At 69.5% G+C, this 18210-nt stretch carries 15 protein-coding genes and 4 pseudogenes; 9 read left to right on the forward strand and 10 right to left on the reverse strand.

What is annotated here, in order from left to right; translation table 11 throughout:
• Positions 1 to 7 precede the first annotated feature (7 nt).
• Both gcvP and HK415_RS11335 read left to right on the forward strand, forming a co-directional pair.
• Positions 8 to 2901: pseudogene (gene gcvP / locus HK415_RS11330) on the forward strand (aminomethyl-transferring glycine dehydrogenase).
• Between the two features lie 24 nt (positions 2902 to 2925).
• Entirely contained in the window at positions 2926 to 3681 is a 756-nt protein-coding gene (locus HK415_RS11335; RefSeq protein WP_171559126.1) for a sulfite exporter TauE/SafE family protein, read from the forward strand.
• 13 nt (positions 3682 to 3694) lie between these two features.
• Here HK415_RS11335 and HK415_RS11340 read toward each other — a convergent pair whose 3' ends face one another.
• Positions 3695 to 4537 carry a Crp/Fnr family transcriptional regulator gene (locus HK415_RS11340; protein ID WP_171559130.1) on the reverse strand — a complete coding sequence of 281 codons (843 nt, stop codon included), beginning with the start codon at positions 4535 to 4537 and terminating at the stop codon, positions 3695 to 3697.
• An 87-nt stretch (positions 4538 to 4624) separates the two neighbouring features.
• Here HK415_RS11340 and HK415_RS11345 point away from each other — a divergent pair, with 87 nt between their 5' ends.
• The 3 genes from HK415_RS11345 (at position 4625) to HK415_RS11355 (ending at position 5965) form a co-directional block, all read left to right on the forward strand.
• Positions 4625 to 5065, forward strand: a complete 441-nt coding sequence (locus HK415_RS11345) for an Hsp20/alpha crystallin family protein (protein WP_216369775.1) — start codon at positions 4625 to 4627, stop codon at positions 5063 to 5065.
• A gap of 11 nt (positions 5066 to 5076) precedes the next feature.
• Complete coding sequence (locus HK415_RS11350; protein WP_171559135.1) at positions 5077 to 5472, forward strand: Hsp20/alpha crystallin family protein; 396 nt, start codon at positions 5077 to 5079, stop codon at positions 5470 to 5472.
• 100 nt (positions 5473 to 5572) lie between these two features.
• The gene (locus HK415_RS11355; RefSeq protein ID WP_171559138.1) at positions 5573 to 5965 is read left to right on the forward strand and encodes a response regulator transcription factor; all 393 of its coding nucleotides are present in this window, start codon (positions 5573 to 5575) and stop codon (positions 5963 to 5965) included.
• Here HK415_RS11355 and HK415_RS11360 read toward each other — a convergent pair.
• The 7 genes and pseudogenes from HK415_RS11360 to aroC all read right to left on the reverse strand — a co-directional run bounded on the left by HK415_RS11360 (position 5962) and on the right by aroC (position 11859).
• Positions 5962 to 6613, reverse strand: a pseudogene (locus tag HK415_RS11360) (DsbA family oxidoreductase). The gene HK415_RS11355 and the pseudogene HK415_RS11360 sit on opposite strands and share 4 nt — an antisense overlap.
• Before the next feature lie 55 nt (positions 6614 to 6668).
• Positions 6669 to 7673 (reverse strand): SDR family oxidoreductase, encoded by a 1005-nt coding sequence (locus HK415_RS11365; protein WP_171559142.1) that lies wholly within the window; start codon positions 7671 to 7673, stop codon positions 6669 to 6671.
• Between the two features lie 87 nt (positions 7674 to 7760).
• The gene (locus HK415_RS11370; protein WP_171559146.1) at positions 7761 to 8786 is read right to left on the reverse strand and encodes an aldo/keto reductase; all 1026 of its coding nucleotides are present in this window, start codon (positions 8784 to 8786) and stop codon (positions 7761 to 7763) included.
• Positions 8787 to 8826: 40 nt separating this feature from the next.
• Positions 8827 to 9015: a DUF3606 domain-containing protein gene (locus HK415_RS11375; protein ID WP_171559150.1), complete on the reverse strand. Its 189-nt coding sequence runs from the start codon at positions 9013 to 9015 to the stop codon at positions 8827 to 8829.
• A gap of 68 nt (positions 9016 to 9083) precedes the next feature.
• On the reverse strand, positions 9084 to 9518 hold the full coding sequence (locus HK415_RS11380; protein ID WP_171559153.1) for a hypothetical protein: 435 nt from the start codon (positions 9516 to 9518) through the stop codon (positions 9084 to 9086).
• 59 nt (positions 9519 to 9577) lie between these two features.
• Positions 9578 to 10762: an MFS transporter gene (locus HK415_RS11385; RefSeq protein ID WP_171559158.1), complete on the reverse strand. Its 1185-nt coding sequence runs from the start codon at positions 10760 to 10762 to the stop codon at positions 9578 to 9580.
• Positions 10763 to 11859, reverse strand: a pseudogene (aroC, locus tag HK415_RS11390) (chorismate synthase).
• Between the two features lie 80 nt (positions 11860 to 11939).
• Between aroC and HK415_RS11395 the strand changes: the two are divergent.
• A complete protein-coding gene (locus HK415_RS11395; RefSeq protein ID WP_171559161.1) occupies positions 11940 to 12887 on the forward strand; it encodes a DUF2167 domain-containing protein in 948 nt (315 codons plus the stop codon).
• A gap of 42 nt (positions 12888 to 12929) precedes the next feature.
• Here HK415_RS11395 and HK415_RS11400 read toward each other — a convergent pair whose 3' ends face one another.
• Complete coding sequence (locus HK415_RS11400; protein ID WP_171559165.1) at positions 12930 to 13394, reverse strand: CBS domain-containing protein; 465 nt, start codon at positions 13392 to 13394, stop codon at positions 12930 to 12932.
• 100 nt (positions 13395 to 13494) lie between these two features.
• Between HK415_RS11400 and HK415_RS11405 the strand changes: the two genes are divergently transcribed.
• The 3 genes and pseudogenes from HK415_RS11405 to HK415_RS11415 all read left to right on the forward strand — a co-directional run bounded on the left by HK415_RS11405 (position 13495) and on the right by HK415_RS11415 (position 16892).
• Entirely contained in the window at positions 13495 to 14814 is a 1320-nt protein-coding gene (locus HK415_RS11405) for an O-acetylhomoserine aminocarboxypropyltransferase (RefSeq protein WP_444965407.1), read from the forward strand.
• Positions 14805 to 15613 (forward strand): annotated as a pseudogene (locus HK415_RS11410) (alpha/beta fold hydrolase). Before HK415_RS11405 ends, HK415_RS11410 begins: the two are co-directional and overlap by 10 nt.
• Before the next feature lie 22 nt (positions 15614 to 15635).
• Positions 15636 to 16892, forward strand: a complete 1257-nt coding sequence (locus HK415_RS11415) for a cytochrome P450 (protein ID WP_171563356.1) — start codon at positions 15636 to 15638, stop codon at positions 16890 to 16892.
• Between the two features lie 96 nt (positions 16893 to 16988).
• Here the strand turns inward: HK415_RS11415 and HK415_RS11420 are convergent, their stop codons facing one another.
• Positions 16989 to 18203 carry a YihY family inner membrane protein gene (locus tag HK415_RS11420; RefSeq protein ID WP_171559169.1) on the reverse strand — a complete coding sequence of 405 codons (1215 nt, stop codon included), beginning with the start codon at positions 18201 to 18203 and terminating at the stop codon, positions 16989 to 16991.
• Positions 18204 to 18210: the final 7 nt, after the last annotated feature.

Consider the following 18210-nt stretch of genomic DNA (forward strand, 5'->3'; position numbering starts at 1 on the left):
AGTCTGAATGCTGATGCAATCCGCCCGGCCGCTCGGCGAGCTGGAAAACACCACCGAATTCATCCCGCGCCACATCGGCGTGTCCGAGGCCGACGAGCGCCACATGCTGTCGGTGATCGGCGAGGCTTCGCGCCGCGCGCTGATAGACAGCATCGTGCCGCGCTCGATCGCGCGCGCCAGCGCGATGCGCCTGCCGCCGCCGGCCACCGAGGCGGCGGCGCTGCTGGAACTGCGCGCGATGGCCAGCCGCAACCAGGTCTTTCGCAGCTTCATCGGCCAGGGCTATTACGGCACCTTCACGCCGGGCGTCATCCTGCGCAACATCCTGGAGAACCCGGCCTGGTACACCGCGTACACGCCTTACCAGGCGGAGATCAGCCAGGGCCGCATGGAAGCGCTGGTGAACTTCCAGACCATGGTGTGCGACCTCACGGCCATGCCCATCGCCAATGCGTCCATGCTGGACGAGGCGACCGCCGCCGCCGAGGCGATGACGCTGGCCAAGCGCAGCGTCAGGAGCAAGTCGAACACCTTCCTGGTCGCCGGTGACTGCCATCCGCAGACCATCGAGGTGGTGCAGACCCGCGCCAAGCCCCTGGGCATCGAGGTGGTGCTGGCCAATTCCCGCGAGGAGTGGCAGAAGGCGATCGCCGGCGACTACTTCGCCGTGCTGGCGCAGTACCCGTCCACCAGCGGGCGCATCGACGACCTGCGCGCCGACGTGCAGCAGGCCCATGCGAAGCAGGCGGCCTTCATCGTCGCCGCCGACCTGCTGGCGCTGACGCTGCTGGTGCCGCCCGGCGAGTTCGGCGCCGACATCGTGGTCGGCACCACGCAGCGCTTCGGCATGCCCATGGGCGCGGGCGGCCCGCACGCGGCCTACCTGGCCTGCCGCGACGAGTTCAAGCGTTCGATGCCGGGCCGGCTGGTGGGCGTCAGCGTCGACACGCACGGCAATCCGGCCTACCGGCTCGCGCTGCAGACGCGCGAACAGCACATCCGCCGCGAGAAGGCCACGTCGAACATCTGCACCGCGCAGGTGCTGCCGGCCGTGGTCGCCAGCATGTACGCCGTGTACCACGGGCCGCAGGGCCTGCGCCGCATCGCGCAGCGCGTGGCGAGCTACACCGCGATCCTGGCCAAGGGCCTGGAGCAGCTGGGCCATGCGCCGCAGAAGGCCGCCTTCTTCGACACGATCTCGCTGCGCACCGGCGAGGCCACGCAGGCGCTGGTGGCCAAGGGCCACGCGCTGCGCGCGAACCTGCGCATGGCCTGGGACGAGTACATCTGCATCTCGCTGGACGAGACGAGCACGCGGGCCGACGTGGAACTGATCTGGAGCATCTTCGCCAAGCCCGGGCAGGCGCTGCCGGACTTCGCGCCCTTCGAGAAGGGGATCGAGCCGCGCATCCCGCAGGAGCTGCGCCGCACCAGCGACTTCCTCACGCACCCGGTCTTCAACACGCACCACAGCGAGACCGGCATGCTGCGCTACATCCGCGCGCTCTCGGACAAGGACCTCGCGCTGGACCGCAGCATGATCCCCTGGGCAGCTGCACCATGAAGCTGAACGCCACCAGCGAGATGATCCCCATCACCTGGCCGGAGTTCGCGCACGTGCATCCCTTCGCGCCGCGCGACCAGCTGCAGGGCTACGCGGAGCTCGACGCGCAGCTGCGCGCCTGGCTGTGCCAGGCCACCGGCTATGCCGGCATCAGCCTGCAGCCCAACGCCGGCTCGCAGGGCGAGTACGCCGGCCTGCTGGCCATCCGGGCCTGGCACGAGAGCCGCGGCCAGGCGCACCGCAACGTCTGCCTGATCCCCTCCTCCGCCCACGGCACCAACCCGGCCAGCGCGCAGATGGCCGGCATGCAGGTGGTGGTGACCGCCTGCGACGACAACGGCAACGTGGACATGGCGGACCTGAAGGCCAAGTGCGAGCAGCACAGCGCCAAGCTGTCCTGCATCATGATCACCTATCCCAGCACGCACGGCGTGTTCGAGATGAAGGTCAAGGAGCTGTGCGCGCTGGTGCACCAGCACGGCGGCCGCGTGTACGTGGACGGCGCCAACATGAACGCGCTGGTGGGCGTGGCAGCGCCCGGCGAGTTCGGCGGCGACGTGAGCCACCTGAACCTGCACAAGACCTTCTGCATCCCGCACGGCGGCGGCGGCCCCGGCGTGGGTCCCGTGTGCGTGGTGGAGGACCTCGTGCCCTTCCTGCCCGGTCACAAGGCCGGCGGCCTGCCCGAGCACCCGGTGGGCGCCGTGTCGGCCGCGCCGCTGGGCAACGCCGCGGTGCTTCCCATCAGCTGGATGTACTGCCGCATGATGGGCGCCGAGGGCCTGACGCAGGCCACCGAGGTCGCCATCCTCAGCGCCAACTACATCAGCGCCCGCCTGCGCGAGCACTACCCGACGCTGTACGCCAGCGAGAACGGCCATGTCGCGCACGAGTGCATCCTCGACCTGCGGCCGCTGAAGGACAGCAGCGGCGTGACCGCCGAGGACGTCGCCAAGCGCCTGATGGACTACGGCTTCCACGCGCCGACCCTGAGCTTCCCGGTGCCCGGCACGCTGATGGTGGAGCCCACCGAAAGCGAGACGCTGGAGGAGATCGACCGCTTCATCGCCGCGATGATCGCCATCCGTGAGGAGATCCGGCGCGTCGAGCGCGGCGAATGGCCGCAGGACGACAACCCGCTGAAGCACGCGCCGCACACGGCCGCCACCCTGCTCAAGGGCGAGTGGACGCATGCCTACCCGCGCGAGGTGGGCGCCGCGGTGCTGGACGAACGCCGCCACGCCAAGTACTGGCCGCCGATCGGCCGCGTCGACAACGTGTACGGCGACCGCAACCTGTTCTGCAGCTGCGTGCCGATGTCGGCGTACGAGGAATGACCGTCCCGCCTTCGCGGGGATGACGTGGAACTGATCCTCGTCGTGGCCCTCGGCGCGGCCCTCGCGGGCTTCGTCCAGGGCCTTTCGGGCTTCGGCTTCGGCCTCACCGCCATGGCGCTGTGGGCCTGGACGTTGGACCCGAAGCTGGCCGCCTCGCTCGCGGTGTTCGGCGCGCTGGTCGGCCAGCTGCTCGCCGCCTTCACCGTGCGCCGCGGCTGGGACTTCAAGGCGCTGCTGCCCTTCCTGGCCGGCGGCCTGGCCGGACTGCCGCTGGGCCTCTACCTGCTGCCGCGCCTGGACGTCCCGATGTTCAAGGCGCTCCTGGGCCTGATGCTGGGGGTCGTCTGCCCGCTGATGTTCTTCGCCAGCCGGCTGCCGCGCGTGAACGGCGGCCTTGCGGGCGACACGCTGGCCGGCGCGGCCGGCGGCGTGATGGGCGGCCTGGGCGGCTTCACCGGCGTGGTGCCCACGCTGTGGTGCACGGTGCGCGGCTTCGACAAGGACCGGCAGCGCGCCATCATCCAGAACTTCAACCTGGCGATGCAGCTGGTGACCTTCGCCAGCTACCTGGCCACCGGCATCATCGAGCCCCACATGCTGCCACTGCTGGCGATCGTCGCGCCGGCCGTGGTGATCCCGGTGCTGCTGGGCACGCGCATCTACCTGGGCATCAGCGACCTGGCCTTCCGCAAGCTGGTGCTGGGCCTGCTGGCGGCCAGCGGCGTCGCCCTGCTCGCCTCGTCCGTTCCGGTGCTGATGGCGCGCTGGAGCGGCCCATGAGAAGTGGCGCGGCTCAGGCCGCCACCATCCGGTCCGCGTCTTCGCGCTCGCGCGGCCACAGCAGGCGCCGGTGCGCGTCCCTGACGGCGCGGTAGCACTCGCAGGCGCGCGCCTGCACGCCCGGGCGATCCAGCACGGTGATGTGGCCGCGGCCACAATGGACCAGGCGGCCCGCCTCCAGCCGCCCCAGCGCCTCCGACACGCTTTCCCGGCGCGCGCCCAGCATCTCGGCGACGGACTGGTGCGTGACGGCGATGTCATTGCCGGGCAGGCGGTCCATGCACTCCAGCATGCAGCGGCAAAGGCGCTGCTCCAGGGAGTGATGCCGGTTGCACGCGGCGCCCTGCGCGATCTGCTCAATCAGCGCCTGCGTGTAGGCGAGCAGCAGGCTCCGCAACGCGGCGAAGCGGTGCCGGTCGTCGCGCACCAGGTCGACGTTCAGGCGCCAGCCCTGGCCTGCCGCAATCACGGTGGCCCGGTCGTGCGCGCCGGGCCCCGCGAGCAGCAGCGGAATGCCGACGACGCCCTCCCGGCCCGCCAGCGCAACCATCATGGTGTCGCCGTTCTCCAGCAGGGAGGAAGTCGCGGCGATGCCGCGGGTGATGAAGCAGAGGTGGCGGTCGAACGCGGCGCTTTCGCCGAACGCCAGGCCCTGCCGCAGCACGCAGGGCTGCAGGTGGGGTGCGACCTGTTCGAAATCGGGAAGGGGCAGGCTGCCGAGCAGGCCGTTGTCGCGGGGCATCATCGTTTTCCTTCCCTGGAAGCATTCGCCTATGCGCGTTCTCAGTATGGGCTCGCCTCGGTGCGGTAACGTACGAAACTTCGGTAAACGACCCGCTTGCTTGACGTTCGTCAAGTCCCGCTCCCCCTGCCGCACCCCCTTGAAAGCCCGCGCGGCCGCCCCTAATTCGGGATCGCCGACGCGCTGACAAGGAGAAGGCACATGACAACCATGTTCAGATCCTCCGCGGACCTGTTCGCGGACCTCAACCGTATGCAGACCCTGCTGGACCAGGTGTTCCCCACCGGACGCTCCAGCATCCGTTCCTCGGGGGCGGGCTTCCCGGTGCTCAACGTGGGCACCACGCCGGGCAGCGTCGAGATCCAGGCGCTGGCGCCCGGGCTCGATCCCTCGAAGCTGGAGATCACGGTCGACCGCGGGCTGCTGGTGATCGCGGGCGAACGCCAGACCGAGCTGCCGCCCGCGGGCGAGCGCACCAGCGTCTACGCCAACGAACGCTTCAGCGGCAAGTTCCGCCGCGTGGTGAGCCTGCCGGAGGACGCCGACCCCGCCCGCGTGCAGGCGAACTACCGCGATGGCGTGCTGCGCATCAGCGTGGCCAAGCGGGAGTCCTCGCTGCCGCGCCGCATCGAAGTGAATTGAAGGAGACCGTCATGAACAACCAGGTCCAGGCCACTTCTTCTTCCACCACCTCCGCCACGCAGGACACCGCACCCGAGCGCTTCGTGGTGCCGCCCGTGGACGTGTACGAGAACGATTCGTCCATCACGCTGCTGGCCGACCTGCCCGGCGTGCCGCGCGAGCAGCTGCACGTGCGGGTGGACGGCGACAACCTGCTGCTGGAGGCCACCGCCGTGACCAGCGGTCCCGAGAACATGGAGCTGGTGTACGGCGAGGCGCAATGCCCGGCCTACCGGCGCCAGTTCACCCTGAGCCGCGAACTCGACCCCTCGCGCATCGAGGCGCAGCTGCGCGACGGCGTGCTGCGCCTGACCATCCCCAAGGCGGAGGAGGCTCGCCCGCGCCGCATCCAGGTGCAGGCTGGCTGACGGAGCGCAAACTTCCGTCCGCGCGCGCCCCCTCGCGCGGGTGTGCTTCAGTGCAAAATCCCTCGACAGCGGCCCGGCACCGCTGGCCGAGGAGAAGCTGTTGGCGCTGAAGGCATTCGTCGTGGAGGACCAGGACTCCATCCGGGAGAGCCTGGTCGAAGCGCTTTCCGAGCTGGCGGGCATCGAGGCCACGGGCTGGGCGACCAACGAGAAAGCGGCGACGGCCTGGCTGCGCAACCCGGTCAACCAGTGGGACATCGCGATCGTCGACCTGGTGCTGGAGCCCGGCGGCGGCAGCGGCTTCGGCGTGCTGCAGGCGCTGCGCACCCGGCCCGCCACGCAGAAGATGGTGGTGCTCACCGGCACGGCGGACCCGCAGGTGCGCCGCAGCTGCGAGGAGATGGGCGCCGACGGCGTCTTCGACAAGGCGATGGAGACCGAGGCGATGCTCGATTACTGCGTCGCGCTGGCGCGCGCGGCCGGCGGGCACTAGGCCGCGGAAGACTGCGCCGCGAGCTGCCGCAAGGCCTGCTCGAACACTTCCGGCGGCTGGCCGCCCTGGATCAGGTGGCGGTCGTTCACGATCACCGAGGGCACGGCGCTGATCCCCATCTGCTGGAACTGCCGTTCGCGCGCGCGCACTTCGTCGGTGTAGCGGCCGCTCTCCAGCACCTCCTGCGCTTGCTTGCGGTCCAGGCCCACCGACTCCACGACTTCCAGCAGCACCGCATGGTCCGCCGGGCTGCGGCCTTCGCCGTGGTAGGCCTTGAGCAGCGCCATCTTCAGGTCGCGCTGCTGCTTCGCACCCTGCTCGCCCGCCCACATCAGCAGCCGGTGCGCAGCGAAGGTGTTCCACACGCGCCCGCGCCCTTCCTTGCGGAAAGGTGAAGCCGACGGCCGCACCGCGCGCGGCGATGCCGGCACGGGCCTGCGCCTGCTGCTCGGGGGTGGAGCCGTACTTGGCGGCGAGGTGCTCGCCCACGTCCTGCCCCTCGGGGCCCATCTGCGGGTTCAGCTCGAAGGGCTGGAAGTCGATGGCGACTTCCACCTCGCCCTGGAGCTTGTCGATCGCGCGTTCGAGGGCGGCCAGGCCGACGGCGCACCAGGGGCAGGCCACGTCGGAAACGAAGTCGATGTGCAGGGGGTAGGCATGGCCCTATTCTCGCCAATCCCGCACAGGCGGGAATGACGCCCCATCAAGACCCCACCGAGCCCGTCACCGGCAGCACGATGCCCGTGATGTAGCTCGCGCAGACCGGCGAGGCCAGGAACACGTAGGCCGGTGAAAGCTCCTCGGGCTGCGCCGGCCGCTTGAAGTCGGTCTGCTTGCCGAACTCCGTGATCTCCTCGGCGCTGCGGTCGGCCGGGTTGAGCGGCGTCCACACCGGGCCGGGCGCGATCGCGTTCACGCGGATGCCCTTCTCCAGCAGGCTGGAGGCGAGCGACATGGTGAAGGCGTGGATCGCGCCCTTGGTGGCCGAATAGTCCAGCAGCTGCGGGCTGCCGCGCAGGCCCACCACCGAGCCGGTGTTGATGATGCAGGAGCCCTTCTTCAGGTGCGGCAGCGCGGCGCGCGCCATGTAGAAGTAGCCGTAGATGTTGGTCTTGAAGGTCTCGTCCAGGCGCTCGTCGGTGATGTCCTCGAGCTTGTGCGCATGCTCCTGGAAGGCGGCGTTGTTCACCAGGATGTCGAGGCCGTCGAATTCCTTGACCGTCCGGTCGACGGCCTCCTGGCAGAACTTGGGGTCCTTCACGTCGCCCGCGATCAGCAGGCACTGGCGGCCTTCGCGCTCGACGTGGCGCCTGGTCTCCTCGGCGTCCTCGTGCGAGGAGAGGTAGACGATCGCGACGTCGGCTCCTTCGCGCGCATAGAGCACCGCCACGGCCCGGCCGATGCCGGAATCGCCGCCGGTGATCAGCGCCACCATGCCCTTGAGCTTGCCGCTGCCTTCGTACTCCGGCGCCAGGAACTGCGGTTTGAGCTCCATGTCCGCTTCCAGCCCGGGCTTCACCAGGTGCTGGGCCGGCAGCTCGCTCGGGTACTTCTGCCTGCTGGTCTGGGGCGGCACCTTCTCCTTGTCGCCCGAGCCGCCCTCGGCGGGTTCCTTGCGGTCCTGCTCGCGCTGCAGCGCGCGCTGCTTTTCGGCGGCGGCTTCATTGGCCGGTGCGCGGCCCTTGTCCTTGGCCTTTGGCTTGTTCATGGGAGGCGTCCTGTGCAAACCTCCATCGTGCGGCGCGCACCGCAGGCCACGCCGCCGACAAGGGCGGACCGACGCGTCGGAAGATGCCTACACGTGGCCGATGACCGGATGCGGCTCGTAGGGCGCCTGCAGTTGCCGCACTTCTTCCTCGTCCAGCACGAGGTCGACGGCCGCCGCGGCCTGGTCCAGCTGGTGCAGCTTGCTGGCGCCGATGATGGGCGCCGTCACGCCCTTGTGCAGCAGCCAGGCATAGGCCAGCGTGGCATTGGTGACGCCGCGCTTCTGCGCCAGCGCCGACAGGGCCTCGACCACCTGGAAGTCGCTGTCGCGGTAGTAGTACTTCTGCGCGATGTCGTCGGTCTTCGCGCGCGAGGTCTCGCCGCTGTCCTTGTCCTCGCGCTTGCGGTTGCCCGCGAGGAAACCACGCGCCAGCGGGCTCCATGGGATCAGGCCCACGCCCTGGTCGCGGCACAGCGGGATCATCTCGCGCTCTTCCTCGCGGTAGGCGAGGTTGTAGTGGTTCTGCATGCTCACGAAGGGCGTCCAGCCGCGCTCCCTGGCGATCTGCTGCATGCGCGCGAACTGCCAGGCGTACATGCTGCTCGCACCCAGGTAGCGCACCTTGCCCGACTTCACCACGTCGTGCAGCGCCTCCATGGTCTCCTCCATGGGCGTGCCGTAGTCGAAGCGGTGGATCTGGTAGAGGTCGATGTAGTCGGTGCCCAGGCGCTGCAGGCTCTGGTCGACGGCGTGGAAGATGCGCTTGCGCGACAGGCCGTCGGCGTTGGGACGCTGCGGCGGCTTCACGCCCAGCGCCGCGCCGCCCTTGAAGTCCAGGTCCACCGGGTAGAACAGCTTGGTGGCGACGACCACTTCCTCGCGCTGGCAAAACTCGCGGAGGAACCTGCCGGTGAGCATCTCGCTCTGGCCGCCCGAATACAGGTCGGCGGTGTCGAAGAAGTTGATGCCCAGCTCCACCGCATGCCGCACCAGCGGCCGCGACGCTTCCTCGTCCAGGATCCACGGGCGCCACTTCGGCGTGCCATAGGTCATCATGCCCAGGCAGATGCGGGAAACCTTCAGGCCCGTGCGGCCCAGGCGCGTGTACTGCATCACTCCTCCTCATCGTGCCGGCCGGCGCCGGCGGCTCGCCTCACCGGGCGTGGATCTTCTTCTGGCGCAGGTAGCGTTCCACTTCCTCGACCTGGTGGCCGGCATGGTGCACGGCATCGCGCAGCTGGTCCATGCTGACGTCGAACACGCGGCACCAGAACTGTACGTCGGTCTGGCTGGTCAGGTCGATCAGGCGGGGGCTGGCAGCAGGGCTCGTGTTGTTGTCCATGTGGAACTCTCCTTGGGCCGGGCTGCAATGATGACGCGAAACGCGCCGCCGTGCAGCCCCCGGGGAGCTCAGCCGCGGGAGCTTTGGCGGGTGACGCGCCGCCTGGCGGCGACCACGGCGTAGGCCTGGCGCTCGAAGTGGTTCTCGCGGTAGGGATTGCGGCCCCGCAGCAGCTGCAGCAGGCTGGAGCCCAGGTAGGCCGGCAGGAACAGCGGGCCCCAGCGCTCGTACTGGCGCACGTGCACGTGCTCGTGCAGGCGCAGCTGGCCGAGCGCAGAGCGGTCCACCGCCAGGATCACGTGGCCCAGCGTCATCGCCGAAAAGCGCAGCGGTTCGGGCAGCCGCGCCAGCTGCCGGCCCAAGCTGCCGCCGCAGATCTCGATGACGCCATGGTGGCGCCGCGCGGTCGCACCGAACGGGATGGCCACGGCGCCCAGCAGCAGGCCCAGCGCCGTGTAAGGCACGGGCCAGAGGTAGCGGAGCAGGCGGGCGGCCCTTGTCATCCGCGCCATTGTGGGGCGGGAAGCGAATTCCTGCTGGAACCGGGCATCCCGACCCGGCGTCAGACGGGGGCGGCGCGGCTTTCCAGCCGCCGCACCCGCCAGGCGCAGCCCAGGGCCAGCAGGCCCAGCACGGCGGCCGCCGCGTAGAGCAGCTCGAAGCCCCAGCGGTCCGCGATCGCCCCGCCGGCCAGCACGCCGGCCACGCCGCCGAAGCCGTAGCCGATCACCGTGAACAGGGCCTGCCCACGCCCGCGCATCCGGCCGGGGAAGTGCTTGCTGACCATGGCGATGCAGGCCGTGTGGTGGGTGGCGAAGCTCAGCGCGTGCAGCGTCTGCGCGAGGTAGAGCGCGGCGAGCCAGCCGCCCAGCCCCGCCGTCATCGCCATGCGCAAGATGGTGGCCACGGCGCACACCACCAGCCACTTCTCCATGCTCAGGCGGCCTATGAAGCGCCCCTGCACGTAGAACCAGGCGATCTCCACCACCACCGACACCGCCCACAGCGCGCCGATGGTGGCCTTGCTGTAGCCCAGGCTGTCCAGGTAGAGCGAGAAGAAGCCGTAGATGGCGAAGTGCGCCATCACGTGGAACAGCAGCGAGGCGAAGAACCAGCGCACGGCCGGCTGGCGCAGCACCGGCAGGATCGGTTCGCGCTCGACCTGCGCGTGGTGGGCGGCCTCCTTCACGTTGGGCAGCCACCAGGTGCAGGCCAGCACGCCGGCCAGCGTCACCGCGGTCCAGGCCGGGAAGCTGCCCATGCCGAAGCGCTCGAACCAGGCGCCCGCCGCGAACACCGTGACCATGAAACCCGCGGAGCCCCACAGGCGCACGCGGCCGTAGCGGCCCCAGTCGCCGGCCACCAGGTGCGCCATCGCCGCCTCGGTCAGCGACATCATCGAGCTGGTGTGCGTGAACAGCAGCAGCAGCACCAGCGCGATCCACCACGCCCCGCCCGGCCACCACAAGCCCGCCGACGCGGCCAGCGCCACCAGCGCGCTGATGCGCAGCAGCTTCACGCGCTCGCCCGTGTGGTCGCTCAAGGCGCCCCAGGCATAGGGCGCGAACACCCGGGTGAGCGACTGCACCGAGGCCAGCAGGCTGATCACCGTGATCGGCAGCCCCAGCGACTTCAGCCAGAGCGGCAGGTAGGGATTGAAAAAGCCGATGTGGGCGAAGTAGGTCGCCGACAGCGCCGCGAACGGCACCAGCTGGCGCGGGCCCGCCACCTCCGGGGGACGCGCCATTCAGAGGAAGGAGGAGGCGATCGGGGCCAGCGGCGTCTCGACGTCGCCGCATTGCGCGCGGTGGCGCAGCGCCAGGTCCATCACCACCAGCGCCAGCATCGCCTCCGCGATCGGCGTGGCGCGGATGCCGACGCAGGGGTCGTGCCGGCCCTTGGTGACCACCTGCGTGGGCTGGCCGTGGATGTCGATGCTGTCGCGCGGCGTGATGATCGAGCTGGTGGGCTTGACCGCGATCGAGACTTCCAGGTCCTGGCCGGTGCTGATGCCACCGAGCACGCCGCCCGCGTTGTTGCTGGCAAAGCCGCCGGGCGTGAGCGAGTCGCCGTGCATGGAACCGCGGTGGGCCACGCTGGCGAAGCCGGCGCCGATCTCCACCCCTTGACCGCGTTGATGCCCATCATCGCGTAGGCGATCTCGGCATCGAGCTTGTCGAACAGCGGCTGGCCCAGGCCCACCGGCATGCCGGTGGCCGTGACGCGGATGCGCGCGCCGCAGGAGTCGCCCGCCTTGCGCAAGGCATCCATGTGCGCCTCCAGCGCCGACACGTCCGCCACCGGCGCGAAGAAGGGGTTGTTCGGCACGTGCTCCCAGCTCTCGAAGGGAATGACGATGTCGCCGATCTGCTGCATGCAGCCGCGGAAGGCCGTGCCGTGCTTTTCCTTCAGCCACTTCTTGGCCACGGCACCCGCGGCCACCATGGGCGCCGTCAGGCGCGCCGAGGAGCGGCCGCCGCCGCGCGGGTCGCGCAGGCCGTATTTCTGCAGGTAGGTGTAGTCGGCATGGCCGGGCCGGAACTTCTGCCCCACTTCCGAATAGTCCTTGCTGCGCTGGTCCGTGTTGCGGATCAGGAGGCAGATGGCGGTGCCCGTGGTCCTGCCCTCGAAGACGCCGGAGAGGATCTCCACCTTGTCCTCTTCCTGCCGCTGCGTGACGTGGCGGCTGGTGCCCGGCCGGCGCCGGTCCAGGTCCGGCTGGATGTCGGCTTCCGACAGCTCCATGCCGGGCGGGCAACCGTCGATCACGCAGCCGATCGCCGGCCCGTGCGATTCGCCGAAGTTGGTGACCGCAAACAAGGTGCCGAAAGTGTTGCCGCTCATGGGTCGGGATTATCCCATTCGTCCCCTTGCGGCTTGCCGCGCCCAGCCCCTCCCCCAGAGTGGCCGGCACGGAGGGAACCATGAGACCCACAACGCTGCGGGCGCTTGCTGCCACGCTCCTGTTCGCGGCCGGCGCCGCGATCGCGCAGTCCCCGAACCACGAGGCGGAGCAGAAGGCCGCCTTCGAGGCCGCCGACAAGGCCAAGGTGGTCGGCCCGGCCAACGTGAGCCTGCGCGACCAGGCCACGATGAGGCTGCCCGAGGGCTACCTGTACATCCCCATGCCGGCGGCCGCGCAGGTCATGCAGGCCATGGGCAACCGCAGCGACGAGCGCCTGGTGGGCATCGTGTTCCCGGCGGCCAACGAGCCCTGGTTCGTGGCCATCAAGTTCGTCAAGGAAGGCTACGTCAAGGACGACGACGCCCGCGACTGGAAGCCGGACGACCTGCTGCAGAGCCTGCGCGAAGGCACGGAAGCGGCCAATGCGGAACGCACCAAGCGCGGCTTCCCGGCCATCGAGGTGGTCGGCTGGGCCGAGGCGCCGCGCTACGACAGCGCCACCCACCGCCTGGTGTGGTCGGCTTCCTCGCGCGAGCGCGGCACCGGCGCCAGCGCCGACCAGGGCGTCAACTACAACACCTACGCCCTGGGCCGCGAGGGCTACATCAGCCTGAACCTGATCACCGACCTCGACAAGCTGGGCAAGTACCGCCCGGACGCCCTGAAGCTGCTGGGCGCCCTGGACTACCTGGAGGGCAAGCGCTATGCCGACTTCGACAGCTCCACGGACAAGGTGGCTGCCTACGGGCTGGCCACACTGGTGGCCGGCGCCGCGGCGAAGAAGCTGGGGTTTTTCGCGGTGATCCTGGCCTTCCTGGCCAAGTTCGCCAAGGTGCTCCTCGTCGTGGCCGGGGCGGCGATCTGGGGCCTGGTGAAGATGTTCGGCGGCAGGAAGCCCGAGCAGCGGGCGGAGCCGCGCGAGCCGGTGCTGCTGGCCGAGGCCACGCGGCCGCCGCCGGTGGCCTGAGCGGGGAAAGCGAAGGGGCGCCGCGGCGCCCCTTTTTCCTGGCTACAGCGACGCGGTCGGCTGCGAGTCCTCGCTGGCCGGCCAATCCCGGATGTAGGCCTTGAGCATGCGGTTCTCGAAGTTCTGGCTGTCCACGACCGCCTTGGCGACGTCGTAGAAGCTGATCACGCCCATCAGCATGCGCTTGTCCATGACCGGCATGTAGCGCGCATGGCGCTCCAGCATCATGCGGCGCACTTCGTCCAGCTCGGTTTCCATCGTGCAGGTGAGCGGATGGTCGTCCATCGCCGTGCGCACCACCGTCTGGCCGACGATATGCTGGTTGGCGACGATGCACTGGATCACCTCGCGGAAGGTGAGCATGCCCACCAGGTCGCCGTGCTCCATCACCACCAGGGACCCGATGTCCTTTTCGGCCATGATGTCGATGGCGCGCGCCAGTGGCTCTCCGGGGCCCACCGTGTAGAGGGTGTTGCCCTTCACCCGCAGGATGTCGCTGACTTTCATGGCCGTCTCCTTGGACCGGCCGAACGCGGAACCGCGGGCCGGGTCGTAAAGAATATAGCCCACAATCCCGACCAGTTCCACCAGAGGAGGGAACCGCCCTATGCCCGGTTATTCAGACCCCGGTTTCGACACGCTGGCCCTGCATGCCGGCGCCGCCCCCGACCCCGCCACCGGCGCCCGCGCCGTCCCGATCCACCTGAGCACGTCCTTCGTGTTCGAGTCCAGCGACCATGCCGCGGCGCTGTTCAACCTGGAGCGTTCGGGTCACGTCTACTCCCGCATCAGCAACCCCACCAATGCCGTGCTGGAGCAGCGGGTGGCGGCGCTGGAAGGCGGCATCGGCGCCATCGCCACCGCCAGCGGACAGGCGGCGCTGCACCTGGCGATCGCCACCCTGATGGGGGCGGGTTCGCACATCGTGGCCAGCACCGCCCTCTACGGCGGCTCGCAGAACCTGCTGCACTACACGCTCAGCCGCTTCGGCATCGCCACCACCTTCGTCAAGCCCGGCGACATCGACGGCTGGCGCAACGCGATCCGGCCCGACACCAAGCTGCTCTTTGGCGAGACCGTGGGCAACCCGGGGCTGGACGTCCTGGACATCCCCACCGTGTCGGCGATCGCACACGACGCGGGCCTGCCCTTGCTGGTGGATTCGACTTTCACCACCCCTTACCTGATGAAGCCCTTCGACCTGGGCGCGGACCTGATCTACCACTCGGCCACCAAGTTCCTCTCGGGCCACGGCACGGTGATCGGCGGCGTGGTGGTGGACGGCGGCAGCTTCGACTGGGAGCGCTCGGGCCGCTTCGCGGAGCTGACCGCGCCCTACGAGGGCTTCCACAACATGGTGTTCAGCGACGAATCGACCGTCGGCGCCTTCCTGCTGCGCGCGCGCCGCGAGGGCCTGCGCGACTTCGGCGCCAGCATGAGCCCGCACACGGCCTGGCTGATCCTGCAGGGCATCGAGACGCTGCCGCTGCGCATGGAAAAGCACATGAGCAACACCCGCAAGGTGGTGGAGTTCCTGGCATCGCAGCCTTTCGTCGAACGCGTGGGCCACCCGATGCTGGAATCGCACCCCAGCCACGCGCTGGCGCAGAAAGCTGCTGCCCAGGGGCGCGGGCTCGGTGTTCAGCTTCGACATGAAGGGCAGCCGCGAACAGGGCAAGAAGTTCATCGAGACGCTCAGGCTTTTCAGCCACCTGGCCAACGTCGGCGACTGCCGCTCGCTGGTGATCCACCCGGCCAGCACCACGCACTTCCGCATGACCGACGAGGCGCTGCGCAGCGCCGGCATCGGCCCCGGGACGATCCGGCTGTCGATCGGCCTGGAGGATCCCGACGACCTGATCGACGACCTGAAGCGGGCGCTGAAGGCCGCCGAGAAAGCGTGAGGAAGCCATGGGCATGCAACTGACCGTCAACGGCGCCAAGACCTTCTGCTACACCGGCGCAAAACCCTTAGCCGCCGCACAACCCACCGTGGTCTTCATCCACGGCGTGCTGAACGACCACAGCGTCTGGATCCTGCAGACCCGTTACTTCGCGCACCACGGCTGGAACGTGCTGGCGCTGGACCTGCCGGGCCACTGCAAGAGCGAAGGCGATCCGCCGAAGAGCGTGGAGGAAGCGGCGGACTTCGTGCTGGCGCTGCTCGATGCCGCCCAGGTGCAGCAGGCCGCGCTGGTGGGCCACAGCTTCGGCTCGCTGGTGGCGCTGGAAGCCGCCGCGCGCGCGCACCCGAGCGCATCACGCACCTGGCGCTGGTGGGCTTCGCCTACCCGATGAAGGTCACGCCTGCCCTGCTGGACAACTCCCAGAACGCGCCGATGAAGGCCATCGACATGGTCAACGTGTACTCGCACTCGATGATGGCGCCGCCGCCCTCCTCGCTGGGTCCGGGCACCTGGCTGCACGGCGGCTCGCGCGCGCTGATGCGCCGGGTGCTGGCGAGCAACACCAAGGTCAATGTGTTCCACCGCGGCTTCGTGGCCTGCGACAGCTATGCGGGCGGCGAGGCGGCGATCGAGAAAGTGAAGTGCCCGGTGCTGTTCCTGCTCGGGAAGAGCGATGCCATGGCGCCCCCGAAGGCGGCCCAGGCCCTGCGGCAGAAGGCGGGCAACGCGAAGACCGTGATGGTGGAGGCCGGGCACCAGATGATGACCGAGGCGCCGGACGCCGTGCTGTTCGCGCTGCGCGACTTCCTCAAGGGCTGAAGCGGTGCAGGTCACGCCCCCGATGGCGGTCGAACGCGCGCGCGAGATCGCGGCGTCCTTCGACCTGCGCGCCCTGCCCCCGGACTTCTACGCCAACCCCTTCCCGGTGTACGCGGCGCTGCGCGAGAGCGAGCCGCTCAAGCGCATGCCGGACGGCTCCTGGTTCCTCACGCGCTACGCCGACCTGGTGGCGGTGTACCGCGATGCGCAGGTGTTCAGCTCCGACAAGAAGGTGGAGTTCACGCCCAAGTACGGCGCGGGCTCGCCCCTGCTGGAGCACCACACGACCAGCCTGGTGTTCAACGACCCGCCGCTGCACACGCGCGTGCGCAAGCTGATCATGGGTGCCCTCACCCGGCGCGCGATCGCGGAGATGGAGCCGGGGTTGATCCTGCTGGTGGAGTCGCTGCTGGACGCGATCGAGGCGAAAGGCGGCGGCGACCTGGTCGAGGACTTCGCCTCCGCCATTCCCGTGGAGATCATCGGCAACCTGCTGGCGGTGCCGCACGAGGAGCGCGGGCCCTTGCGCGCCTGGTCGCTCGCCATCCTCGGCGCGCTGGAGCCCAGGCTCACGAAGGAGCAGGAGGAACTGGGCAACCGCAGCGTGCGCGAATTCCTGGACTACCTGCGCGTGCTGGTGGCGGACCGGCGCCGCAACCCGGGCGACCCGGAGCACGACGTGCTGACGCGCCTGATCCAGGGCGAGTCCACCGGCGAGAAGCTGTCGGAGACCGAGCTGCTGCAGAACTGCGTGTTCATCCTCAACGCCGGCCATGAGACCACCACCAACCTGATCGGCAATGCGCTGGTCGCCCTGGAAGAGTGGCCGCAGGAGAAGGACAGGCTGCTGCGCACGATCGGCAGGCAGCCCGACTGGGATGCGCTGGAGCCGGCGATGACGCTGGCGGTCGACGAGTTCCTGCGCTTCGAGTCGTCCAACCAGCTGGGGAACCGGCGGGCGCTGCGGGCCTGCGAAGTCGGCGGCGTGCAGCTGCCGGCAGGCGCGCTGGTGACGCTGTGCATAGGCGCGGCGAACCGCGATCCGGCGCAGTTCGAGCATCCGGACGTGCTGGACCTCGCGCGCGAGAACAACCGGCACCTGGCCTTCGGCTTCGGCATCCACCAGTGCGCTGGGCTGAGCCTGGCACGGCTGGAGGGTCGGGTGGCGATCGGGCGCTTCCTGGCGCGGTTCCCGCACTATCGCTTGACGGAAGCGCCGACGCGGGGTGGGCGGGCGCGGTTTCGGGGGTTCCTGGAGGCGCCGTTCTCGATCGTGTGACAGCCGGTTTTCGTAGGCTGGTGGTGAGCCCGAAGGCGAACCCCAGCGGTCGGCGACTCCGAGCAAGCTGGGGTTCGCCTGCGGCTCACCACCAGCCTACAGGACATCCTTCAGATAAACCGCCGACAAGCGCCCCGTCTGCCACAACTTCGCCGTCGCCTCCGACGCCGGCAGCAGCAGGTGCCGCATCAGCGGCTCCAGCGCGGTGGATTGTTCGTCGGCCAACAGCACATAGCGCGTGCCGTCCTGGTCTTCGATCTCGTTGAGCCGCCCGATCCAGTCCAGCTGCACCAGCGTCTGCAGCACCGGCTCCAGCTGCAGCACGTCCACTTCCATCCCATCTGCCAGCTCCATCGCGCTCAGCCCGCGGCGCGCGCCCTTGCGGGACTCGTGCAGGTGCTTCAGGACTTCCAGTGCCAGCTGGAATTGCCAGCCATGGCCACCGCCGCGACGGCGCGGGCCGGCCAGCAGGCTGGGGAGATAGGCCGCGATCACCGCGCCGAACAGCACGATCAGCCAGGCGATGTAGATCCACACCAGCATGATGGGCACGGTGGCGAATGCACCGTACACCACCGAGTAGGTCGGCACGAGGCCGAGGTACCAGGCCAGCAGGCGCTTGGCCAGCTCGATGCCCACGGCCGCGAACACGCCGCCGACCAGGGCATGCGAGCGCCGCACGGGCGTGTTGGGCACGTAGCGGTAGAGCGCGGTCAGCGCGCCGGCGAGCAGCACGAACTCGACCGAATTGAGCAGGAAGGAGACCACGCCCGGGATCGCCGACACCAGGCCGCGGCTGGCCGAGATCACGTACGAGGTGGTGCCCAGGCTGGCCGCCAGCAGCAAGGGCCCGAGCGTGATCGCCGCCCAGTAGATCAGCACCTTCTGCCCGAGCGGGCGCGAGCGCCTCACGCGCCAGATGCCGTTGAGCGTGCGGTCGATGGTCAGCACCAGCGCGAGCGCGCTGGCCACCAGCGCCGCGAGACCGACGCCGCCGAGGCGGCTGGCCTTGCCCGCGAACTGCGTCATGTAGCCCAGCACCTGGCGGGCGATGGCGTCCGGCACCAGGCTGGCCACCAGCCACTGCTGCAGGTTGGTCTGCAGCTTGCTGAAGATCGGGAAGGCGGTGAACACGGCCAGCGCCACCGTGAAGAAGGGCACCAGCGCGATGGTGGTGGTGAAGGTCAGGCTGCTGGCGGACAGGCCGAGGCGGTCTTCGCGGAAACGCTCGCGCAGGGTCAGGGCCGTGGAAAGCCAGGGAAAGCGCGCGAGGTCCTCAAACAGCTGGCGCAGGTTCTGGCGAACATTCATCGCTCGC

This window comes from Ramlibacter montanisoli, assembly GCF_013087525.1.
Classification (GTDB): domain Bacteria; phylum Pseudomonadota; class Gammaproteobacteria; order Burkholderiales; family Burkholderiaceae_C; genus Ramlibacter; species Ramlibacter montanisoli.